The sequence below is a fragment of the Gramella sp. Hel_I_59 genome (genome assembly GCF_006714895.1).
In the GTDB taxonomy this organism is placed as follows: domain Bacteria; phylum Bacteroidota; class Bacteroidia; order Flavobacteriales; family Flavobacteriaceae; genus Christiangramia.
On record NZ_VFME01000001.1, the window covers coordinates 175,951 to 199,947 of the forward strand.

The 23,997-nt window shown below is 39.0% G+C and carries 20 protein-coding genes; 3 read left to right on the forward strand and 17 right to left on the reverse strand.

Features of this window, described 5'->3' with window-relative positions; all coding sequences use genetic code 11:
• Positions 1–90: 90 nt before the first annotated feature.
• Positions 91–924, forward strand: a complete 834-nt coding sequence (locus JM79_RS00860) for a universal stress protein (protein WP_141876356.1) — start codon at positions 91–93, stop codon at positions 922–924.
• Positions 925–983: 59 nt separating this feature from the next.
• Here JM79_RS00860 and deoD read toward each other — a convergent pair whose 3' ends face one another.
• The 3 genes from deoD to JM79_RS00875 all read right to left on the reverse strand — a co-directional run bounded on the left by deoD (position 984) and on the right by JM79_RS00875 (position 3,793).
• Positions 984–1,682, reverse strand: coding sequence for a purine-nucleoside phosphorylase (gene deoD, locus JM79_RS00865; RefSeq protein ID WP_141876357.1), 699 nt, complete (start codon positions 1,680–1,682; stop codon positions 984–986).
• 115 nt (positions 1,683–1,797) lie between these two features.
• Positions 1,798–3,165, reverse strand: a complete 1,368-nt coding sequence (gene hemN, locus JM79_RS00870) for an oxygen-independent coproporphyrinogen III oxidase (protein WP_141876358.1) — start codon at positions 3,163–3,165, stop codon at positions 1,798–1,800.
• 274 nt (positions 3,166–3,439) lie between these two features.
• Positions 3,440–3,793 carry a hypothetical protein gene (locus JM79_RS00875; RefSeq protein WP_141876359.1) on the reverse strand — a complete coding sequence of 118 codons (354 nt, stop codon included), beginning with the start codon at positions 3,791–3,793 and terminating at the stop codon, positions 3,440–3,442.
• A 330-nt stretch (positions 3,794–4,123) separates the two neighbouring features.
• Here JM79_RS00875 and JM79_RS00880 point away from each other — a divergent pair, with 330 nt between their 5' ends.
• Complete coding sequence (locus tag JM79_RS00880; protein WP_260443344.1) at positions 4,124–5,296, forward strand: exo-alpha-sialidase; 1,173 nt, start codon at positions 4,124–4,126, stop codon at positions 5,294–5,296.
• 135 nt (positions 5,297–5,431) lie between these two features.
• On the opposite strand, the gene fbp is transcribed toward JM79_RS00880, so the two are convergent.
• The 12 genes from fbp to JM79_RS00940 all read right to left on the reverse strand — a co-directional run bounded on the left by fbp (position 5,432) and on the right by JM79_RS00940 (position 19,640).
• Positions 5,432–6,445 carry a class 1 fructose-bisphosphatase gene (gene fbp, locus JM79_RS00885; RefSeq protein ID WP_141876360.1) on the reverse strand — a complete coding sequence of 338 codons (1,014 nt, stop codon included), beginning with the start codon at positions 6,443–6,445 and terminating at the stop codon, positions 5,432–5,434.
• A gap of 46 nt (positions 6,446–6,491) precedes the next feature.
• Positions 6,492–7,298: an SDR family oxidoreductase gene (locus tag JM79_RS00890; RefSeq protein ID WP_141876361.1), complete on the reverse strand. Its 807-nt coding sequence runs from the start codon at positions 7,296–7,298 to the stop codon at positions 6,492–6,494.
• Positions 7,299–7,357: 59 nt separating this feature from the next.
• On the reverse strand, positions 7,358–8,455 hold the full coding sequence (pelA, locus tag JM79_RS00895; RefSeq protein ID WP_260443345.1) for a pectate lyase: 1,098 nt from the start codon (positions 8,453–8,455) through the stop codon (positions 7,358–7,360).
• Entirely contained in the window at positions 8,452–9,237 is a 786-nt protein-coding gene (locus tag JM79_RS00900) for a rhamnogalacturonan acetylesterase (protein ID WP_141876362.1), read from the reverse strand. The genes pelA and JM79_RS00900 overlap by 4 nt, the downstream gene beginning before the upstream one ends.
• A 6-nt stretch (positions 9,238–9,243) precedes the next feature.
• Entirely contained in the window at positions 9,244–11,136 is a 1,893-nt protein-coding gene (locus tag JM79_RS00905) for a pectinesterase family protein (protein WP_141876363.1), read from the reverse strand.
• Positions 11,133–11,927 (reverse strand): rhamnogalacturonan acetylesterase, encoded by a 795-nt coding sequence (locus JM79_RS00910; protein ID WP_141876364.1) that lies wholly within the window; start codon positions 11,925–11,927, stop codon positions 11,133–11,135. Before JM79_RS00910 ends, JM79_RS00905 begins: the two co-directional genes overlap by 4 nt.
• Before the next feature lie 5 nt (positions 11,928–11,932).
• A complete protein-coding gene (locus JM79_RS00915) occupies positions 11,933–13,147 on the reverse strand; it encodes a right-handed parallel beta-helix repeat-containing protein (RefSeq protein ID WP_141876365.1) in 1,215 nt (404 codons plus the stop codon).
• A gap of 10 nt (positions 13,148–13,157) precedes the next feature.
• Complete coding sequence (locus tag JM79_RS00920) at positions 13,158–14,780, reverse strand: glycoside hydrolase 43 family protein (protein WP_141876366.1); 1,623 nt, start codon at positions 14,778–14,780, stop codon at positions 13,158–13,160.
• Positions 14,781–14,794: 14 nt separating this feature from the next.
• Positions 14,795–16,054, reverse strand: coding sequence for a glycoside hydrolase family 88 protein (locus tag JM79_RS00925; RefSeq protein ID WP_141876367.1), 1,260 nt, complete (start codon positions 16,052–16,054; stop codon positions 14,795–14,797).
• A 5-nt stretch (positions 16,055–16,059) separates the two neighbouring features.
• Positions 16,060–17,061 carry a DUF4861 family protein gene (locus JM79_RS00930; RefSeq protein WP_141876368.1) on the reverse strand — a complete coding sequence of 334 codons (1,002 nt, stop codon included), beginning with the start codon at positions 17,059–17,061 and terminating at the stop codon, positions 16,060–16,062.
• Positions 17,062–17,064: 3 nt separating this feature from the next.
• Positions 17,065–18,492, reverse strand: a complete 1,428-nt coding sequence (locus JM79_RS00935; protein ID WP_260443346.1) for a glycoside hydrolase family 28 protein — start codon at positions 18,490–18,492, stop codon at positions 17,065–17,067.
• 152 nt (positions 18,493–18,644) lie between these two features.
• Positions 18,645–19,640, reverse strand: coding sequence for a pectinesterase family protein (locus JM79_RS00940; RefSeq protein WP_141876369.1), 996 nt, complete (start codon positions 19,638–19,640; stop codon positions 18,645–18,647).
• Positions 19,641–19,828: 188 nt separating this feature from the next.
• On the opposite strand from JM79_RS00940, the gene JM79_RS00945 reads away from it, so the two are divergent.
• A complete protein-coding gene (locus JM79_RS00945; RefSeq protein ID WP_141876370.1) occupies positions 19,829–20,878 on the forward strand; it encodes a LacI family DNA-binding transcriptional regulator in 1,050 nt (349 codons plus the stop codon).
• Between the two features lie 10 nt (positions 20,879–20,888).
• Here JM79_RS00945 and JM79_RS00950 read toward each other — a convergent pair whose 3' ends face one another.
• On the reverse strand, positions 20,889–22,505 hold the full coding sequence (locus JM79_RS00950) for an altronate dehydratase family protein (protein ID WP_141876371.1): 1,617 nt from the start codon (positions 22,503–22,505) through the stop codon (positions 20,889–20,891).
• A gap of 11 nt (positions 22,506–22,516) precedes the next feature.
• The gene (locus JM79_RS00955) at positions 22,517–23,986 is read right to left on the reverse strand and encodes a tagaturonate reductase (RefSeq protein WP_141876372.1); all 1,470 of its coding nucleotides are present in this window, start codon (positions 23,984–23,986) and stop codon (positions 22,517–22,519) included.
• Between the last annotated feature and the right edge of the window lie 11 nt (positions 23,987–23,997).

Sequence of the window (23,997 nt, forward strand, 5' to 3'; positions counted from 1 at the left end):
ACGCACTAAAGACGGCTGTGAACGAGTTGACCAAACAGCTTGAAAAAAGAAATGCCGTATTACAGATTGTCTAATTAAAAATTAAGTATCATGAAAACTATATTTGTACCCGTAGACTTTTCAAAATATTCTGAAAATGCCCTTGAAGTGGCCGCAAGCATCGCAAAAAAGCATGGTTCGCGGATCATTCTCGTACATATGCTGGGAATAGCTAATTCTTATCTCACCAAAGACCAGCAGCAGGAAGTATTTAACGTGATGTATTATATCAAGATCGCAGAACAGCATTTTAAAGAACTTCGGAAAAAGAAATATCTCAAAGGGATTGAAGTGGTGGAAGTAATGAAGCCTTATCGAATTTTCTCTGAAATTAATACCATCGCTACAGAACATGACAGTGATTTGATCGTGATGGGATCCCATGGAGCGACGGGGGTAAAAGAAGTTTTTATAGGTTCCAATACTGAAAAGGTAGTACGTACAGCAGATATTCCCGTACTCGTTATCAAGGAAAGAAGTACAGACTTCCATATTGATAAAGCGGTGTTCGTAACCGATTTTGATGATAGCAATCAGGATTCTTTTAAAAAGGCCAGAAAGTTCTTTAGTTATTTTAACGTTGAGCCTAAGTTGCTATATATCAATATTCCTGAAAAATTCATGAGCACGGTCGAAATAAAACGCAATGCGCATAATTTTATGAGTACCGCAGGGATAGATCCTGCAGACTTCGACAAACACGTAGTATTTTATGCTGATTATACCGCTGAAAGAGGTGTGTTTAATTATTGTGAAGAGGCGAAAATAGATGCTATCGCCATTTCCACGCATGGTAGAAAAGGCCTGGGTCATTTCTTCTATGGAAGTGTAGGAGAAGATGTAGCAAATCATGTTGATGTTCCAGTAATCACCTTGAAGATTTGAAAATAAAAAAAGGGAGCTATAAATTGTTAGCTCCCTTTTTCATCTGAAAAAATAATGTACTAGAAAGAATTCAGCGCTATTTCCACCATTTCGTTCAGTTTCTGCTCTCTCATTTCTGCGGAAATCTCTTTAGTAGTTAACAGTGAATCAGAAATAGTTAGAATAGATAATGCTTTTACTCCAAATTTGGCAGCCAGCGTGTAGATTGCCGAAGTTTCCATTTCAGCACAAAGCACTCCATATTTAGCCCACTGTTTAAAATAATCAGGTTTCTCATCATAAAAGAAGTCAGATGACAGAACGTTACCAGCATGAAATGGAATAGTGTTTTTCTCAGCGAAATTTATGGCCTTTAGTAAAAGGTCGATATTGGCGGTTGGAGCAAAGTCGGCATTACCAAATACAGCTCTGTTCAAGGAAGAATTTGTAGAAGCCGACATTGCGATCACGATATCCATCAATTTTAGCTCTGGCTGGAAAGCACCGGCGCTCCCAACCCTGATAAGGTTTTGAACTTTATAGGTCTTCAGCAATTCGTGACAATAAATGAGCGTAGATGGAATGCCCATTCCCGTTCCCTGGACTGACACCCTTTTTCCCCGGTAAGTTCCGGTAAAAGCAAGCATCCCACGAATATTATTATAGCAAAAACTATCTTCGAGAAAGGTTTCAGCGATCCACTTTGCCCGTAAAGGATCTCCGGGAAGTAACACCGTTTCGGCTATATCACCTTTTTTCGCTTCTATATGTATACTCATGGCTTTTGTATTGCTTTAGTTTCTGATGTGATTCATAGATCGATCAATTCATGTGTTTAGGTAAGCTTTCTTACGAATATCGTCGAATCAAAGATTGAAAAGTATCGCTTACTAATTATACCGTCATTGAAAATAATTGTGCATCAGGTCTTTTTCTGTTCAATCTAAGATCAAATGCCATACATACATTTCTTACGAATGGCCTTCCTTTCTCGGTGACAATGATATAATTTGAATCTCTTTCAATGAGTCCGTCATCTGCCATCTCCTGTAAACTAATAAGCACATCGGGTAATCCCTGGAAAGTTTGATCTGCCGTATACCAGGAAGTTTTCAGCTTACACATTAAATTGAGAACATGTTTTCTAATAATCAGATCTTCTTCATTTAGAATATGTCCCCTTAATAAGGGTAGCATCCCATTATTCACCAGGTTTTGATATTCTTCCACACCCTTAACATTCTGCGCGAAACCATACCAGCTATCACTAATCGCAGAAACACCAAGCCCTAACATAGCCTGAGTTTTAGAAGCCGTGTAGCCCATAAAATTTCTATGCAGGGTTTTATTATCTAATGCCATACTGAGAGTATCGGTTTTTAGAGCAAAGTGATCCATCCCGATTTCTACATAACCAGCATCCAGTAAGATTTGTTTACCAGTTTCATACTGCGCGCGTTTTTCAGCAGCGGTGGGAAGATCTTTCTCATTAAAACCTCTCTGCCCGCTACCTTTGATCCACGGAACATGGGCATAACTATAAAAAGCGATCCTGTCTGGCATTAGCTCCAGGGTACGTTGCATGGTATAAATGATATCATTTCTTGTCTGAAATGGCAATCCAAATATGATATCATGACCTACTGAAGTAAAGCCAGCTTCCCTCGCGTTTTGGGTTGCGAGGAGGACATTTTCAAACGACTGAACTCTATGAATAGCTTTCTGAACTTCTGGGTTATAATCCTGAACTCCATAACTTACCCGGTTAAATCCAAACTTTGCAAACAGCTCGAGGTGTTCCCTGCTGGTATTATTGGGATGCCCTTCAAAACTAAATTCGGCAGCTTTAGATTTCTTAGCGCGTTTGAATATTCCTTCCAGTAGGTAGCCCAGGTTTTCAGCAGAAAAGAAAGTTGGAGTTCCTCCTCCCAGGTGTAGTTCCCTGATGACCGGTTTTTCCGGAAATAAGGTACAATACATCTCCCATTCTTTTAGAACCGAATTGATATAGGGAACCTCCATTCCATGGTTTTTTGTAATTCTTTTGTTACAACCACAAAACGTGCAAAGACTTTCACAGAAAGGTAGATGAATATATAGGCTAATACCTTCAGATGAATTTGATTCTTTAAAACTTTGAGTAAGCGAGGATTTCCAGGCATTTCCTGAAAAGCTGTCCTGATCCCAGTAAGGCACAGTTGGATAGCTGGTATACCTGGGACCTTGGATATTATACTTTTGAACTAAGGCAGAGTGAGTCATAGTAAAATTTTGAATTCAAAACTATGAACAGGATCAAGAAGGAAATATGACAAGCGTCAGCTAAGAGGAAATTTTCTCTTCTGAAGAAACTTCAGAAGGAAGATAAAATCGAGTATTCACAGTAGTCGATTTAGAAACTATAGTTTTGAAGAATCTGAAGTATTATATATTACCAAAATACTTATTGATTAAAAGAAAAATAGAAAAGCACCTGATATAAAAAATCCTGCAAGATCAAGTGCAGGATTTATTATTTGTAAATATTGGAAGTCAACTATTTGGACTGAATGAGCTGAAAGGCTTCTCTAACCTGTCCTTTGATCATTTCCGGCATCTGGCTTTGATCCAGTTTTTCGAATTGCTCAAGATCAAGGTCGGGACCTACCAGATATTGATACTTTCGATCTTCGCTTACTATTATAGACACAATAGCAAAATGATCTCTTTGAGAGGTATTTATGGCTACCTGATTTGGAATTACTTCGAAATCTATATGAAAGTTTTGAAGGTTTTCATCGATCCCTTTCTTATCCATATTCAAGTAAAGATCGTCCAGGATCTTCTGACCACTATGATATTCAGCTATTTCGCCATTCCCGTTTTTGAGTTTTATCGTCGGATTTTCCATTTCTTCTAAGTTTTTGAAAGCTAAGATATCATCACTTTCAGATTTTTTTCAAAAATAAAAACCAAAACCCTGGTAAAATATTCTAAAATTGAGGCTTCAAAAATTCCTGATTATTTCAGATTTTAACACAGGTCGTCCACTACGATTGAATTTGTAGACATCTTGAGACTTTTGAACCTAATACTGGATATAAACAAACATTTCAAACACACAAGTTCATTTTTAAATCGAGATAATTCTTATCTTATCAATTCTATTATCCTTAATAAGGAATAATTTACAACCTGGTAAGCAAATAAGAGTTTTGAAGGCAGTTTAAAATTATACTTTATGACGTTGAAAATGCACAATTTATTATTCCTACTTATTTTCTTTTTCTCCATTAATTCATACTCTCAACAAGTGTTACCTCCTTTCAAAGTTGACACATTATATAATCTAAAAGAACCAAAAACTTTAGGCCTTCCATTTGCGGATGGGCTGGAAACAATTACTATATTCTCTCCGAGTGAGGAGGAAAATAGATATAACCATGGTGTAGTTCTATTTCCATTTAAAGAAAAACTGTATGCGCAGTGGCAGAGTTCATCAAAAGATGAGGATGGAGAGGACACGCAAGTTTTCTACAGCAGAAGTCACGATGGAAAAGTATGGGAAAAACCGATAGCCTTAACAAATAAAGGGCATAATAGCATAACAACAAGTGGTGGCTGGTGGAGTAATGGTGAAACCCTGGTAGCCTATATATGCGTGTGGCCTGAGAAAAACAATGGCACTAAACAAGGTTTTACAGAATTTATGACCTCAAAAAATGGGACCGATTGGACGGCGCCAAAATCTGTGAAGAATAATTTATCAGAACCTGTCCTGGGCATCATTGAACAGGATGTGCACAAATTACCAAATGGTCCAATTATCACAGCATTTCATATGCAACCTGGTTTGACCGCCACTCCCTATTACACCAATGATCCTTTGGGTATTTCTGGTTGGAAGGCCGGTAAAATGAAAAACATGCCTACAAATAATGAGGGAATGAGCAGAGAAATTGAACCTAGTTGGTTTTACAGAGAAGATGGAAGTGTGGTTATGATTTTCAGAGATCAGAAAAGCACTTACAAGAAACTTGCTGCTATAAGTCATGATAAAGGTATGACCTGGAGCACTCCAGTCATCGTGGACACTCCAGATTCAAGGGCTAAACAAAGTGCCGGAAATTTGCCAGATGGCACTGCATTCATGGTAAACAATCCATCTGGAGATAAGGATCGATTCCCTCTGGTAATCACTTTAAGCGCAGATGGTTTCTTCTTTAATAAAGCTTTCCTTATAAGAAGTGGTGGCAAAGATCTCCAGCCTATGAGGTTTGAAGGTAAATACAAAAGAGCTGGATATAGCTATCCCAAAAGTGTAATTTGGAATCAGCATCTTTATGTTTCTTATGCTACTAATAAAGAAGATATTCAGTTAACCAGAATACCACTAGAAAGCTTAAAACAATGAAAAAATCTATTTTACAGTATTCAAGATGTATTAACCGGCAAATAAAAATTCCGAGCCAGTAAATATCTACTTATGCAGTTTAATTGCTACTGAATTATATTTGGTCTAGACCACTCGATTCAACAAATTTACCAATTAATCCGCTCTGTATTCTTCAATAAATTTTTCCGCGATCTCCACCATTTTTGAATTTCCGCATATAAATGGGGCTCTTTCATGAAGTTCAGAAGGGATTAATTCCATAATTCGCCTTTCACCATCACTTGCTTTACCACCGGCCTGTTCTGCCAGGAAAGCCATAGGGTTGCATTCGTAGAGTAGCCTTAACTTCCCTTTTGGTGCTGTACTACCCTGAGGATACAGATAAAGTCCACCCTGTAACATATTTCTATGAAAATCTGCTACTAGTGAACCGGTATACCTCGCCGTAAATGGTCTGTTGCTATCTTTGTCTAATTCCTGCATCCATTTGATCAATTTCTTGATTCCCTGCGGAAAATGAATATAATTCCCTTCATTGACAGAATAAATCGACCCATTTTCTGGAAAAGTGATTTTAGGATGAGACAGGAAAAATGAACCTATTCCCGGGTCGAAAGTAAAACCGTTCACTCCATTCCCCGTGGTATACACTAGAATGGTGGAAGTCCCGTAAATTAAATATCCCGCAGCTACCTGATTCTCGCCTGACTGTAGAAAATCTTCTTTGGTTACCCTGGTACCTTCCGGTGAAATTCTACGATATATACTAAAAATAGTCCCTACAGTGATATCTACATCTATATTAGAGGAACCATCTAAGGGATCCATTAGAACAACATATTTCGCTTCTTTGTGGATATCATCATCGAAAGCCACGAAATCTTCCAGTTCTTCTGAAGCTATCCCACAAATTTCACCCCGACTTTTGAGCGTGCTTATAAAGACATCGTTGGCCATGACATCGAGTTTCGCCTGGTTTTCCCCTTGTATGTTTTCCTTACCTACTTTACCGAGTATCTGGGCTAATCCCGCTTTATTAATAGATTTATTCACCATTTTCCCAGCCAGTTTGATCGAGCTTAGCAAGGCGCTTAATTCACCCTTGGCATATGGAAAATCCTTCTGATTTTCTATAATAAACTCACCTAGTGTCATGTGTCTTTCCATAATATTCTATTTAAGCTGTTTTAGCAGAAAAATTGTAGTTATTGAATTATACTCCGCTGAATGCATCAAAACCACCATCTACGGGCAATACGATTCCAGTCACGAAAGAAGATTGATCTCCAGCCAGCCAGTTTGCCGCACCTTGTAATTCTTCAGGTTTTCCGAAGCGTTTCATGGGGGTGTTATTAATAATAGTCTGACCTCTGGAAGTATAACTCCCATCCTCCTTAAGTAACAGATCTCTATTCTGTTCACCCACAAAAAATCCAGGTGAGATGGCATTCACCCGAAGTTTATCACCATATTTTGTACTCATTTCTACAGCAAGCCATTTTGTGAAATTATCGATCGAAGCTTTGGCTCCAGAATAGCCCATTACTCTGGTAAGTGCTCTACTTGCCGCTGTTGAAGAAATATTGATGATACTTCCTTTTTTATTTTTTGCCATACCCTTTGAAAAAACCAAAGTTGGAAGTACAGTTCCTTTGAAGTTCAATTGGTTTACCTTATCGAAATCATCAAGGTTAAGATCAAAGAACTCTTGATCTGGATTGATGGTAGCTCCTTTCATATTTCCGCCTGCGGCATTTACCAGGATATCTGGTGATCCAAATTTGTTTTCCAGGAGATCAAGTGCTCTTTCTAATTTGGTTCGGTCCAGAACATCGGCCACTAGTGCAACCGCATCCCCTCCCGTATCTATTATTTCTCTGACCCTGGATTCTACAGTATCTGAATTCCTACCTAGAATTCCGACTTTTACACCCTGACTTGCAAAACCCATCGCAATAGCGCCTCCAAGTACACCATTACCACCGGTTACCACTGCGATTTTTCCTTTAAGATCACTCATATTATGTAATTGATTCTGAAGTTCCTCTTATTTAGGAGATAATATAATTACGAAAACAATTATTTAACTCCATGTTTCTCTGCCCATTTCGGATATTTCTTATCTAAAAGATTCACGGCATAATCGTCTATATAATTATAACCGGTCCTGCGCTCTCTTTCTATATCGTTTAAATGATATTTTATTTTTCCGTCCCTACCAACAAATATTGGTTTGCCTGTTTCAATATCATTAAATCTTCCCCACAAAGGCCCAGCATTCACATCCTCTACCAGAATCCTGTCCCGTCCTTCTGAATCTTTCGTCCACTTCACCTTTTTTCCCATGACTTTATGCTCTTGAAACCAAGAAATAGCACTTCGAATAGATCGCTTAACTTCTTCGGAAGGATTTTCAATTTTCAGTAAATATTCCACGATTTGAGTACTTTCATTACCGCTTAGTGACGGCAACTCGTATGCTCTGGCTTTAGCCGGCTCTAGCGTATTTTTGTCATGCTGTGCACACCATATAGTTAGTTTACCATCCACCTGTACCTGAGTTCTTAGAATAATTTCCAAACCTTTATCAATAGCATTTTCAGCCTTTTTTACTCTGTTTTTATCCACGAAGGTATATTGATTGCGCTGTTTCGCTATATCTCGCAAAAGGTTCATCACTCCCATCATTGCTCCATCGTTGTAAGTGATATGTTCATAATATCCCTGTCTAATTGGATAAAATTGTGGCCAACCACCATTAGCATATTGTGCTTCCAGTAGAAAGTCCATGCCCTTCAAAAAGGCCGACTTATATTTTTCCTGTTTTGATGCAGTATAGACCTTGGCCAGATACCTCAACTGCGTATGTGTTGCACCATTATCTATGGTAGTACCAACTTTCTGCTTTCTCTCTTTTTCCAGTTCCTTGCGATCCTCTTCTGAAATATCATCAGCCATATTAATATTCTTGAGCCACCCACCATTTTCGTGTTGGTATAATAAAACATTGTTAGCAATTTCTATTGCCTGATCACTATAGTACCATTCCTTCGGTTGATCTTGTGCTGATCTCCAGCTAATTTTTTCGGAGTCCTGAGCCAATAAATTACCTTGAACGAACACAAAAATCACCAAGAGACATACTCTCACTCTTTTGCTGAAGTTTATTCTCATCATTCTTTACTTTCTTCGTCCGGAATTAAGTTCTTCTGAAGTACTGCAGGCTTGATATACTTCTTAATCTCCAAATCTATTTTTTGAAATTCCTGTAAAGCAAGGCTTGCGACAATCGTTGCTCCGATTTTAGACAAATGGGTATCGTCTTCGACACCATCTGGTTTGTAATTATTCTCCCCGGGTTCTATGTGCAAATGAAGTGTTTTGGAATCTTCAGGACCATAAGCAATTTCCAGTTGTTCTGTTAGTAACTGCATATCGATAAGTGGAATATCCATGTCGTTGGAAACCATCCTAACTACTAGCGGATATTCACCATGAGTATCCATAAAAACACCTTGTTCATTAAAACATCTGCGAACTATAGAAGTAAGCAATACCGGTTTAGCCTCCATTTCTTTAGTTTCTCGTACAAACTTCTCCAGGTTTGATCGGTATTGAGTATAGGGATTGGTGTAGCGTTCAGCATCTTCAATTTTCTGATCATTATGCCCAAATTGGATGAAAACATAATCTCCTGGTTTCAGTTTGTTCTTAACCGTGTTCCATCGATTTTCAGCAAGAAAACTACGTGTACTTCTACCATTCACAGCATGGTTATCAATCTCAATTCCTGAAGTCATTAATGCTGACAGCATCTGTCCCCACCCGTGTTCCGGATTTTGATCAGGGTCCTGCTTGTCAGACATTGTGGAATCTCCAATAAGGTACAGAGTTGGTTTATTTTGTGCAGACACAGTCATGGAAAAAAGTATGAGTACTAAGAGAACTATTCTATTCATAAATAATTATTGTTTGATCGATTTTGAAGCCCAGTACCAATCATTCTGATTACTGAATATATTCTGAAGTGTATATTCAGCTGCCTGTTCTGATGTTAGTTGATGTGACCAGTTCACTCGAGTCCCTTCAGAAGCACCCGATCCCTGACTATTGAATTCAGCATAATAGGTGGTTTCTTCCTTGTGAGGGAACATTTTATCTCCGCTCCAGGGATCCCAACCTTCAGCAACAATATGTGCTCCCAATTCTGCATTTAGAAAAACAGTATTGGCAAAAGGTCTCCAGGGACGTCCCAGGTAAACCTCGGTCACATCTTCAGCAGCAGTAAGTTCACAATCCATGAATACGTATCCAAATTCCTGATCCTGAGGCGTAGCCGCTGCAGTTATATAGGAATTTTTGAGACTATGGATGGTACAGTTTTTAAATACTGCCGTAGCCTGCCCGAAAATAAAGTCGGTTGTACCTTCAATATAACAATCCAGGTATAATTGTCGGCTACCACCCGTGGCTGTATAAATTGTATCCTGGCAACCCAGGATATTTGAGTTTTTGATTACAAAACGATCTCCTTCAACATGCAGTGCAACAGCCTGACCTTCTCCGCAAGATGAATTTTTTATCGTGAGATTTTCTATTTTCACATCATCACCTCGCACCAGAACTGTATAAGAATTGAAAGTAGAGAATTCTTCATTAGTCTGCGGATTCATTTTACCAGAGAAATCATTGTTATTTACAATTCTTTGGTCCCGACTTTCCCCAATTAAAGTTAATTGATGCTTCCAGGACGGTATTTCAAGTTTCTCATTATAAGTTCCGTTTTTAATTTTGATCACAACTTCCCCGGGGCCGAGATCGCGGGTAGAATTAATCGCTTCTTGTATTGAAACAAATTCAGCTGACTTATCCTTTGCTACTGTAATTTCTCTATAAGTTTCTTTGACAGAAGAAGAATTGCTGAAAATTTTATCCAGGAAATTTAAACTAAGGTTGAGAGTTTGTTCAAACCAAGGATGCAGCAACCAGAAGGAATGCGGTGAGTTTTCCAGAGTATGTACTTCTGAATAAATATTATTTTTAGACATCAAACTAGTCATGTCGTCACGGCCGGCATGAAATCGAGGATAGGAGCTGTTAATGAATAAAGTTGGCGGTGTTTGTTCGTCTACATATTCTAGCGGAGAAGCTTCCTTCCAAAGTTCAGGTTTCTCCGATTTGGATCCTCCAAACCAAGTCCCGGCCATCCAGCCTTCCTGCGCTTCTGGATGAACAAAAGAAACTACACCGTCTAGATTGATAATCGCCTGAAACTTATCTGAAATTTTGGCATCACCTGTTTGATAAGTTTCTGAGTCTGGCGTAACGCCAAGTAGCGTAGCCAGTTGTGCACCAGCCGATGCTCCAAGAACTGCAATTTTATTAGGGTCAATTTGTAAGCTATCAGCGTTTCTACGCATCCATTTGGCCGCACCCTTCAAATCCAGAACTGCTGCAGGATATTCTGCTTCTGTTCCTAAGCGATATGATGCAGTAATTCCCACATATCCATAAAGCGCCAGGTGCTGCGCCATAACTCTTTCGTTTTCCTTACTTCCTGTAAGCCATCCACCACCATGAATTAAAAGTACCGCCGGATATTTTCGATCCTTAGCATTATTTGGAATGTAGACATCTGCTTTTAGTTCTTTACCGTCAACCGACTTATACACCACATTCTCCTTGGCAAGAATTCTTTCAGAAGCGATTGTTTCTACAGGTCTTACAAATGGAAAGTCCTTCTTCCACTTTTCGTAAGTAGTTTCAATTGTATAGGGTTTGATCTCATGCTTTTCCTGAGCTTGCGAAGGTCTCCCTAATAGGAAAGTTACCAGTATGACTAATAATCCTGATCTCATTTTAATTGTAGTTCTTTCATAGCATCAAATACGATCTGTGCAACTGCTTTTGCTCCGTCTGGCTGGAAGTGCGTATTATCTTCCTGACCTTCAGGGTACGCTTCATATTTTCCTGCCGGAAGGTTCATGAAGTAGTTCTTGCTTACATAATCCTGACCTTTTTTAGAAAAATAATCCATGGAACGTTGATTTAAATCAATCATCATCACATCCATTTCTTCAGCGATATCTTTAGCAGCCTGATCATATTCTCCATGTACATTTTGTAAATGACCATCCTCCCATGGATAGTTTCTTGCCACTGGCGTAAGTATAATTGGGTACGCTCCTTTTTCCCTGGTTTGAGAAACGTATAATCTCAGGAATTCTTTGTAGCCTTCGATGTCTACATAACGTTCGTGTTTTTCTTCTGCGGCGTCATTATGACCAAATTGCATTAAGACAAGATCATCTTTTTTCAGGTTTTCGAAAACCGATCTCCATCGTCCTTCCTGGAAAAAAGTTCTGGTACTTCTACCTCCACGTGCTCTATCATCTACAACAGCACTATCTGCTTGAATGACCGCGCTCAATTGTTTAAGACTATCGGAAGCCATGAAAGATTGAAATACCTGTCCCCAACCCATTACCGGGTATCTTGTTTTCATATAATCTTTCCCTGGATCGTAATCTCCAGAATAATCTGCCATCGTAGAATCACCAATTAAATAAACAGTTACTTGCTCCTCGTGTGATTGAAAAGCCACCAAGCCAAGACAAATTGCAGATACTAATGCTACTATTTTTTTCATGTTTTCTATTTATCTATTTCTACTGCGCCTATAAAAGACACGTTAGAATATTTATTTGATTTCTTACTAGGTTTGATCTTTGCCAGCTCGCTAGTTCTTTTCGGTTTCATAAAATCAAGATCTGGCAGACTTCCATCTTTTTTTCGGACTTTTTCTAATTCCTTAGAATCTACTGAAACAAAATCATCTTCAGATACTTCAAAATCGAACTCCCAGCTATTGTTTTCCACCAATTCAGATTCACCATTATATTTTCCGTAGTCACCCAGAACAACAGTGTTAAGAAGAACAATTTTTTCGAGACTCAGAGTTTCAGCAAAAGCGATATTTCGACCATTGCCTGTTGCAGAGCAATTAATGATGGAAACTGTCCCGCGATTACTATTGTGATCGAAACCGTCACTTACATTATCAACCGCGATGCATCGAAAAAAGGAGGCGTTATGTTTCGTGAGTTTACTATCACTCCCACCGGTTTTAAATCCATTGCCATCACCTTTTCCATTCGTACCATCTTTTAAAAATCCGTTTTTAAATGACCAGCAATTTTCATAAATCGTAGTTACATTATCTGCTCCCCTTAGATAGCCATCCCAACCATCATCTGAATTATTCCAGGCGCGACATCCTATGAATTTGTTATCTGAGCCCACAGCCATTTTTACGGCAAATCCATCGGCATTTTTCATACTGGAATCGGCGTTGTAGTAGGAATCACAGTTGAGAATGGTATTTTTTGAAGCATCATCGTCTATTTGCAAACCAGTATCTCTGCATTCTGAAAAACTACAAAACTCAATTAGATTATTATTCCCTCTAATGTGAAGGCCATTATCGCCAGCTTTAAAAACACGAAACCCTTTGATATGCCAATTATCGGCCTTTAGAACAATGCCCTGATTAGAAGAATCTTCTTCCATAACAGAAAAATCAAGAAGTGGTCTTTCCTGGGAAATATCACCAATAAGGTAAATGGTTCCTCCTTCATTTCCTGAGTCATTAATATAAATTCGTTCGTCTAGTTTATATGTTCCTGCGCTTACAACAATGGAGTCTCCAGGATTGGGATCATCTAGCGCTGCGATCAACTCTTCGGCAGTACTTACCTGGATCAATTTTGTTTTAGCTTCTGAAGTTTCATTTTTAACCTGTGCAGGTGCCTGAAGGTTATTGCAGGAACTTAGAATAATGGTTGCAAAAATGATGGAAAGTACTTTCATATATTTTAGCCTATTTTGTTATTCTGAAGTATTCCACATCTGCATAACCCCCTCGTTTCGATTCCTGAGTACTTACACTGAAAAGCCCTACTTTGGCGCCAATCCATTTCCCAGGTTGTGCTTTAAAAGGTTTTCCAACCTTGGTGAAATCTTTACCATTTTCACTGTAACTGAACTGGCACATTGCATCTGGGGCACTAACCTCAACGCGAAAAATGACTTCATTTGTAGCAATTCTTTCTTCAATAATTCTAATTTCTTCCGCTCCATCAATCGCATTGATTGCTTCTGTCTGTTTTATGATATATCCCTCAGCATCATGAGTTAGTGTTAATGTAGCATAATCCATTCCCATGATAATAAGTCCTGCACTTTTACCTTTGTCAGCTTCTTGCGGAAATAATTTAAGTTTTGTAGTCACTGTAAAATCTGGGGCAGGGAATTTCTGCAAAAGTAGATTCGGAGTCATCCAAAGATTTTGATAGTCATCCTGAACCTTTATCGAAAATAATCTCAGATAATCCTTTCCCGGTAATTTTGCATGCCACACTACTTGCGGGTTGGCCTGCCATTGCCATTGTAGACCCAGGCTATCAGCCTCAAATTCGGTACTTTCCCTCGGAGTTACTATAGGATAATCTTTTCCAACATTTGGTTTTTCGTGTGTTTTAACCGGTTCTCCAATACCGTTTCCATCCAGATCCTCACCCATCACCGGCCAATCATTTTCCCATATCATAGGCTGTAAATGCACAATGCGACCGTAAGCATCAACATCCTGAAAATGGTAGAACCAGTCTTCTCCTTCCGGTGTTTCCACCCATGCACCCTGATGCGGACCATTAATGGATGTTGTTCCCTGTTCCAGCACTACTTTCTCATCATAGGGACCGTATATATCTTTCGATCTTAATATAAGCTGCCATCCTGTAGCAACTCCGCCGGCAGGAGCGAAGATGTAGTAATATCCATTTCTCTTATAAAATTTTGAACCTTCTACAGTTGGATGAGCATCATGCCCGTCAAAAACATGCCTACCTGCATCAAGAACTTTGGTTCCTTCCTCATTCATTTTATTCACTGTAAGGAGGCTTTTTACTCCGGCACGACTACCTGCGTAAGCGTGAACCAGATAAGCCTTACCATCTTCATCCCAGAGCGGAGAAGGATCTATAAGTCCTTTTCCTTCCATTACCAGAACCGGATTTTCCCAGTTTCCTTTAGGATCGCTGGTTTTCACCATATAGATGCCAAAATCGGGATCTCCCCAGTAAATATATAATTCGTTGTTGTGTGTTCTAATGCTTGGTGCCCAAACTCCGTTTCCATGCTGCGGAACTTCAAAAGTTTGAGTAGGAACTTGCTTTGGAAGGGCGTAGTTGATCAATTTCCAGTTCACCATGTCCTTCGAATGCAGAATTGGCAATCCCGGCGAAGTATTAAAACTGGAAGCGGTCATATAATAATCATCACCTATTCTCGCGACATCAGGGTCTGAATAATCTGCGTGCAAAATCGGGTTGGTATAAGTACCATCTCCATTATCAGCAATCCAGACTTTAGAAGTATGCTCCTTTTGCTGAGCAGCAAGGGATACCGAAATAACTAATATGAAGTAATTGAAAAAACGCATTAAAGTTAATTTGATTATCTGTCTAGTTGTAGACTAGCTAGAATAAATGGCCCTGTACCTTTAGGATCGTTGCTGCGAATTTCTTCATTCACATAATATTCGTACGAAGCGTCGCGATAAGGATCACCACCAAGTCCGGCCACTGCACAAACCTGGTTTAGATTTACCAAGCCATCCTCTTCAACAGTAATCAGATTTTTCAGTATACCGTCATAAGCTTTTTCTGCTACATTCATATACTTTTGAGGCAGGTAGCCTTTTTTCGCTGCTTTGGCGAACGTATAACTAAACATCGCTGTACCTGAGGCTTCTAGGTAATTTCCATCTCTATCTCCCTGGTCAAGAACCTGATACCAAAGTCCGGATTCCATATCCTGATATTTCACTAAAGCTTCAGCAAAGCGATTCAAATAGCCTATCAGCTTATCACGCCCCTCGTGATCTTCCGGAAGATAATCTAATACATCTACCAGTGCCATACCATACCAACCCATAGCTCTGGACCAGAAATTTGGCGAAGTCCCTGTTTGTTCATTTGCCCATTTTTGTTTTTTACTGGAATCCCAGCCATGGTACAATAATCCTGTTTCAGGATCGTAAGCAAACTGCTGAATAAGGTCAAATTGCTTTATGATATCATCATAAGCTTCTTCGGCTTCCTCTCCTTCGCTATACATTTTCGTATAATGAGCATAAAATGGATGCGCCATATAGAGTCCATCCAACCACATTTGTTCCGTATAGCGTTCTTTGTGCCACATACCACCTTCTTTTGTGCGTGGTTGCGTGTCGATCTGACTTCTAAGAAGTATCAAAGCGTCCATAAAACGCTCTTCTTTAGTTTTGGGATAAAGAAAAAGCAAGGAGTTTCCAGAGTTTAGCATATCGAGGTTTTGATCACTTAACTTGTAAGTTCTAATATCGCCATCCTTCTTGATCATGGTATCAGCATAGTTATAGATATACTGGTAGTAACGCTCATCCCCGGTTTTTTCAAACACTTCCTGAGCAGCTTTTAGCACCAAACCATTCGTGTAGCTCCATTTTGGTTTATCTCGAAAATCCAGTTTGGATGCTTCAGGAAATCTTTCCATTTCTGAAAGCATCATTCTCTCAGACCATTTCAAGTTTTCCGGAATACCTTTTTCCTGATTCTTTTCTGCTGAAGCGATTTCCTTTTTTTGTCTGTCACCATTATGTTTACAGCCAACAAAGCAAATCGCCATCAACAAAAGGATGAAACTAAAATGTAATTTATGAGTCAGGATTTTCATTAAAATTATTTTAAGGTATTGGAATTCAATTCTTCAAGAACTTCGGCTACATGCGTTTTAAATTCATCTTCGCTGGTAATTCCGTCTTTTTCCTGTTCCCATGCGGCCAGAAAATAATAAGTAATGGTTTTTGTAGTTGGTTTGAAAATTACCAGGTGATCATCTGTGCCTTCAATCTGGCGATCCAACTGCTTCGTTTTGTAGAAAAGTGCCATTCCAAGATTGTCTTGATCGTTCACCAATGTTTGCGCTCCATAATTCGCAATGTATGCCCACTCTCCATTATCGCTTGTCCCGGTCATAAGCTCAGGTCCGTGTTTTACAATTCCCGTAGTAAGACCTGTGATTTCCTTAGAAGGAGTTAGTTCAGCCTTCGTAAATCTTCCCTCAGGAAAGATACTTAAACTCGCTTCAAGATCTATCGTATCCGTACCCGTGCTCCAGCCTTCATAATTGATCGAAACAGTAGAGCTTCCTTCAGAATTATTAACTCTAGCCTTCGTGTTATTTACATTTCTGAAATGTGCAACGGTGTCATTCATATACCTTCCATAACCACCAATTCCCATTGATTTTCCAGCCTTAAGAATATCCTGACCCCAATCTGCATTTTCATGATAAGAATCAAATCCATCCTGGCCAACAAAAGGTAAAACAAGTGTGTCAACCTTTTTTCCGAAGATATCTATAGCATTTCGCCAATCCAGATAAAGTCTGTAACCAACTTGCTGATTCTCCCAACCCGGACCTTCATAGCGAATATACCAGGAGTGGTCTGTATGCTCTTGCGGCACTTCCAGACTCTCAACATTTTTAAATTCTCCGTTCATATATTCACGCCCTTCCCATTGTCCACCTTCTTTTACTGAAATTTCAGCATAAGTTTTCTGAGAATTTGAATTCTGACTGCTAGTTTGAGAATCTGCTGCTACATTTTTTTCCTTATTCTCCTGTTTACAGGATATGACCGAAATAGCTACCAGAACCGGAATTAAATATCTTTTCATAATCTAAAATTCTTTACCGTTAATAGTGGTATTTATAAATTTAATTGGTTCGCAATTTTCGATCTCAAGTGGTGTCTCTGTACTCTTGATAGTGACGTTCTTCATTACCACATTTTTAACCGGCTCCTGCTCTCTTCCTTTTATCAAAACTCCATATTCCCCGCCATTTTCAACGCTAATATTTTCTAGAAATATGTTTTTGATTCTAGGAATATATTCTCCCTCCTGCTTGTCATAAATTCCATAAAAGGTATTGATACGTAATACAGCTTCTTTTACCTGACCTATTTGAAGATCCTTTACATAAATATCTTCTACAAAACCACCGCGAATGGTATTTGTTTTGATTCTAATAGCGCGATCCAGGTTTGGACTATCCATCGTACAATTTCTAACAAACACATTTCGAACTCCAGCAGAAATCTCACTGCCCATCACTACACCGCCATGACCGTCTGCCATTTCGCAGTTCTCGATCACAATATTTTCACTTGGAATGTTTACGCGGCGCCCGTCATTGTTACGACCAGATTTAATAGCGATACAATCGTCACCAGTATCAAAAACTGAATTTTTTATATGTACGTTTCTAGAATATTCAGGATCACAACCATCATTATTAGGTCCATGACTGCGCACTGTTACGCCATCAACCGTTATATTATTACTTTTTATAGGATGTATGATCCAGAAAGGAGCATTGGTAAAAGTCACTCCTTGAACAAGGATATTTTCACATTCAAATGACTCAAAGAATGTTGGGCGCATTTGGTGATCGGGTCCAAAAATTCTTTCTTCTATAGGATTTTGCTCGGCAATCATGTTTCTTAAACGTGGAAGATTGTGATCATCCTGCTGTCTTGCATCATCTTTCTGATAGCCATATTCCTCTTTTCCAGCCCAGGGCCACCAGTTATCGTTATCTGCCTGACCATTAAAAACACCTTTTCCGGTTACAGCTATATTTTTTTGACCCTTCGCATAAATTAAAGGAGAATAATTCATTAGTTCCATTCCCTCGTAAGAAGTATGTACCATAGGGAGATATGCCGATTTATCTTCAGTAAATAAGATCTCGGCTCCTTCTGAAAGATGAAAATTCACATTTGACTTTAAGTGAATGGGACCCGTTAGGTATTTACCTGATGGTACTAAAACTTTCCCACCTCCCTGCTCATTACAGGCATCGATGGCTTTTTTAAAAGCTTCGGTATTCAATCTTTTTCCATCGGCAATGGCACCATAATCTCTAACATTAAAAGTTTTATCTTGAAATTGTGGTACCACAATGCTTTTGATAATATCATCGGCTTTCTGCCAGGCTTTATCTGAATTGAAATCCTGAGCACCAGCTTTACAGGAAGCCAGCATAAAAATCAACCCAAAAACTACTGCGTTGATGATAAAATTAATAATCGTATCTTTTTTCATTCTATAATTGTAATCGATTGCACTAAAATAGTAAAGCTAATTCAGTTTACACAATAATTTGACTTAAAAATTATGGAAGTTGTAAAAATCTAGCTTCTTAGCTATGGAATATGTAGTATGTGAAGGATATATCGAAGGATTCGCAGATGCAGTTATTTTAATTCTGGATTCCATGCATCTTCTCCTGCTAGAACTTTACTTCTTGTAAATCTACTCACTTCAGTGCTGTCTATGTGTTTTGCCCATGTCACTCTCTTTTCCATGGTAGCGCCCGCACCAGTAGAATTGTATTCTCCGTAATAAACGGTTTTCTCTGCTTCGGGCTTACTCCAATTATGCCATCCTTCAGCTTTAATGATCGAGGGAACTTCAGTATTAATAAAAACTGTCTGAGCATAATCTCTCCATGGTCTGCCGAGGTAAAAACTAGCCTCCGGAGCATCTCCAGTAATTCTTGAGTCAATAAACACAAAACCATAATCTGCACCTTCTTCGGTAGAAGCGGCAGTTATATAATGTCCCCCTTCCTTGCAATAAATTTCACAATTCTCAAATACCGCCGTAGACCAGCCAAAAATAAAGTCGGTAGTACCTTCAATATAACAGTTCTTATAATATTGCCGGCTTTCTTTCCCGTGGAGGTAAAGGGTGTCCTGATTCCCAAGAAATCTACAATTGATAAAAATAGCCTTATCTCCATCTACTCGCACAGCTACGGCCTGTCCAACCGGACCAGCGCTATTCTCAAAAGTTATATTTTCTGCCCTAAAATTATTTCCAAAGACAAAAAACGAGCTTGAACCAGTGGTTCCCATCTCTTCGTCAAAACGATTCATCTTTTGAGCGTAATCATCAAAAGTAAGTATGGTTTTATATTTATCCTCTCCAATAAACGTCACATTCGTCTTTGAGGTCGGCAAAACCAGTTTTTCCTTGTAAGTACCATTCTTTATCAAAATCCTTGTCTCATTTTTTCTGAAATCCGGAACGCTATTAATCGCTTCCTGAACTTTTTTGAAATCTCCATCATCATCCTGGGATACTATAATATCAAAGGGTTCCAAGGCTGAAGACTGGGCTAAAGTAGCGTTTGAGTTTGCCGCAATTATTAGTAGAATAATGATTGAATCTCGTAGGATCTTAAACATGATGTATATCTTTGTAATCGATTGCTTAAATTAATGTATTCTATTTTATTATTAAAATATTTCAGTATTTTTAGTGAAAATGGATTTTATGCGCTAATATTTGCCAAATCGAAACCAGAATACCGAAAATGGTTTTGTAATTATGAAATTTGGTGCAATAAAGCTAAAGGTCTACCAATTCAACCTACATGAAAAACACAGAAAAGGTTACTATATATGATATTTCGAAAAAGCTTAATATCAGCGCGGCAACCGTTTCACGAGCCCTTAACAACAATCCCAAAATAAGCGAAAAGACCAGAAAACTGGTTGCAGAAACTGCTGTAGCGATGAACTACAAGCAAAACCGACTCGCACAGGCTCTCAAGAAAGGAAGAACTAATAACGTTGGGGTAATCGTGCCTTACATAAACAGGAGTTTTTTCTCTTCAGTAATTCGTGGAATTGAAGAAGAGCTTACCCCTGAAGGATATCACATCATAATTTGCCAGTCTCACGAAGAGGTAAAAGATGAAGCGGAACAATTAAACACCCTTTTAAATACCCAGATCGACGGCGTCTTCATGTCTGTTTCCAAGACAACGCAGAATACCGATCATATACGAAAAGCACAGGAAGGTGGAACTCCCATTGTATTCTTTGATAGGAAGATCGATGTTCCCGGAGTAAGTTCAGTAGTACTCGATGATTACAAGGCGGGGTTTATGGCTACGGAACATTTGATCAAGGAAGGCTGCAGTAAAATTGCCCACCTATCTGGTGATATTAATCTGGAAATTTATAAAAACCGTTTTGAAGGATACAAAGCCGCTCTTGAAGCAAACCAGATTAAATTTGAGCCTGATTTCGTGATCCAGACGAGTAGTAAAATAGAGTCTGGGATGCAGGCGGTGGAAGATCTCTGGAAACTAGATAAAAAACCTGATGCAATTTTTTCTGCCGGGGATTATGCTGCTTTAGGAGCAATACAGGAGTTGAGAGCCAGGAAAATTAAAATTCCTGAAGAAGTATGTGTCGTAGGTTTTAGTAATGAACCTTTTACAAAATATATGGAATTGCCTATAACCTCTATAGACCAGACTCCACAAATAATGGGAAAAATCGCGGCGCAGGTCTTTCTAGAGCAGGTCAAGGAAAAGAAAAATCTGAGTATCGAAAAAAAGGTTGTTCTTCCTCCAGAATTATTTATAAGAGAAACATCCAGCCGGAACTTAGTCCAGCTGAATAAAGATCTGTAAAGTTTTCAATTTAAAGAGAAACTCCTCGTTTCCACGGAATAAAATCGTCCTGGTTGAGCTGATCTGCTTTGGAGGTAATTTCTCCACTGGCAACTTGTATGATATAACTAAGAAGTTCTTCTCCCATTTCCGGGATCGTTTTCTCTCCTCTAATTACCGCTCCTGCATCCACATCTATGATATCTGGCATTCTGCGGGCCAAGGTCGAATTAGATGACATCTTGATTACCGGTGTAATTGGGTTCCCAGTAGGAGTTCCCAAACCGGTGGTAAATACCACCACGTTCGCACCAGATCCTACCATCCCGGTAGTACTTTCTACATCATTTCCGGGAGTACACAATAGGTTAAGTCCCGGTTTATGAACATATTCACCGTAATCCAGCACTGCCTGTATTGGCGAAGTCCCGCCTTTTTTAGCTGCACCGGCAGATTTCATCGCGTCTGTTATAAGCCCATCCTTAATATTTCCTGGAGATGGGTTCATATCAAATCCAGAACCTGCAGCTTCCGCCGCATTTTCGTAAGATTTCATCAACTCCATAAATTTATTAGCAGTTTCTTCATCTGCACATCGATTTACTAGCTCCTGCTCTACACCGCATAATTCCGGGAATTCAGAAAGAATTGGAGATCCACCTAATGCTGCTAGCACATCTGAAGCGTAACCCAAGGCTGGATTTGCCGAAATTCCTGAAAACCCATCAGATCCGCCACATTCCAAACCTAACTTTAATTTGGAAAGAGGTGCCGGTTCTCTTTTAATATCATTAGCCTTTTTTATGCCTTCAAATGAATCACGAATTATAGTATTCAGCATTTCATCAACAGTTCCCATTTGCTGTTGCTCATATATAAGCACTGGCTTCTGGATATCTGTATTGATCTGCTCAAGGGCACTTTTAAAGATATCGATCTGTAAGTTTTGGCAGCCTAAGCTTAGAACTGTTGCTCCGGCAACATTTGGATTGTTTACATAACCGGCTAGAAGTTTTGAAAGCATGACAGAATCCTGACGAATTCCTCCACAACCACCCTGGTGCGTTATAAATTTCACTTCAATATTATCGAATACTCCAGATTCTTTCTCATCGAATTCAATCTTTGTATTCTCATCATCACCACTAATTAGATTTCGTAGCAACTGTCGTTGCTTTGGAGACTTATGGAAGGAAAATTCTTTCTCGAAAACATCCTTCAGAAGCTCCACATTTCGGTTTTCGCAAAATACAAGCGGGAAAAACAACCATACATTGGCCGTTCCCACCTGTCCATCTGGACGATGATACCCCATAAAGGTTTTATTCTCCCATTTGGAAACATCTGGCGCCTGCCATTTGGTAACTTCAGATTTCTTAAAAGTCTGGCTGGCTTCATGCTTCACATTATCCACGGTAAGAACTCCGCCGCGTTTAATTTCTTCCGTAGCTTTTCCCACAAGCACACCGTACATGTAGATCTTATCGTTCGCAGCAAGATCTACCATGCTAATTTTGTGCTTGGCCTCAACATCAGAAATGATCATTAAATTTTCACCCTCAAATTCTACCTGGTCTCCCTGGAATAGATTTACCAGCGCGATGGCTACATTGTCTTCTGGATGTACTTTAATTAGGTTACTCTTCATCACGTAAAGTTTTAATTACTGCTGAATTTTTCTGAAAATGCCTCGTATCCACTTTCAATTCCCTTATTATCTATAAGTTCGAGTGCATAGGCTATGTGTTGCTTAAGACCCGGAATTTCATTTAGATCTGAATCCCAGAATTCGGTTTTGGAAAGCACGTTCTTAGCTATTTCGTTATAACTGTGCGATTCCCATATCTTTTTCAAAGTGCTTACCGTTGCCTCATCATCCTTAACGGGTAAGCTTTCACCTTTCCATTTTCCATCATAGAACCTAATCAAACAAGCGAATGCAAAGGTTAATCTAAGCGGTAATCGATCAAATTTTTGCTGAAAACCGAGCAGGCTTGGCAATACTCTCACCTTAAATTTTGAAATACTATTAAGTGCAATACTTGAAAGCTGATGTTTAATGAATGGATTTCTGAATCTATCGAAAACTTCTTCAGCGAAGGAATCTAATTCTTCAGGAGGCAATGATAAAGTTGGATTGATTTCCTCAAAAACTGCTTCCTTAATAAATTTACCGGTAAACCCATGATCTACAGTTTCTTTAACGGTATCATTTCCGAATAATATAGAAAAAGGAACCATTGTAGTATGCGCACCATTCAGTATCCTCACTTTTCGTGTACGATAAGGCTGAAGATCATCTACAATTAGAACATTTTCATCGATTTTATTAAAAGGTATTCTCGATTTCAATTTCCCATCCCCTTCAATCACCCAAAGCAGAAAAACTTCAGCAGAAACGATTAAAGTATCTTCAAATTCCAACTGGTCCTGATATTGCTCAATATCGTCCTTAGGGTAGCCAGGCACGATACGGTCTACCAGCGTATTGTGAAAACTGTTATGTTCATTCACCCAATCAACAAAGTTTTGCTCTAACTCCCAGGATTTGGCATATTGCAAAATGATCTTCTTGAGATTATCTGCATTATGATTAATAAGTTCACAAGGGATGATGGTTAGTCCTTTATCTGGATTACCTTTAAAATGCTTAAACCTTTCGTAGAGTAAAGCAGTCACTTTCGCGGGAAAGCTTTGATGTGGATATTGCTGAAATTTATCCTCGCCATTATAAGCGATTCCGGCTTCGGTCGTATTGCTAATTAGAAATTCGAGTTGCTCTTCTTTCGCAAGTTGCAGATATGCTTTATAATCTATATAAGGATCGTAACTCTTCTGGATACAGCTAATCAACTCAGTCTCCTGTATTTCTTTTCCCTGTTTTACACCTTTCATAAACAGGTTATACAAACCATCCTGCTCATCTAAAATATTAATCATACCACCTGCAAGTGGTTGAATCACCGCGACACCCGCATTAAAATTGGCTTCAGCATTCATTTTGTTTACCAAGTAATCTACGAATGCACGAAGAAAATTTCCTTCTCCATACTGAACGATCTTTATAGGCAATTGTGCAGGAATCCCAACACGTTCACGGCTTAGTCTTTTATATTTTGTAGTCTCCATAGAATCGTAAT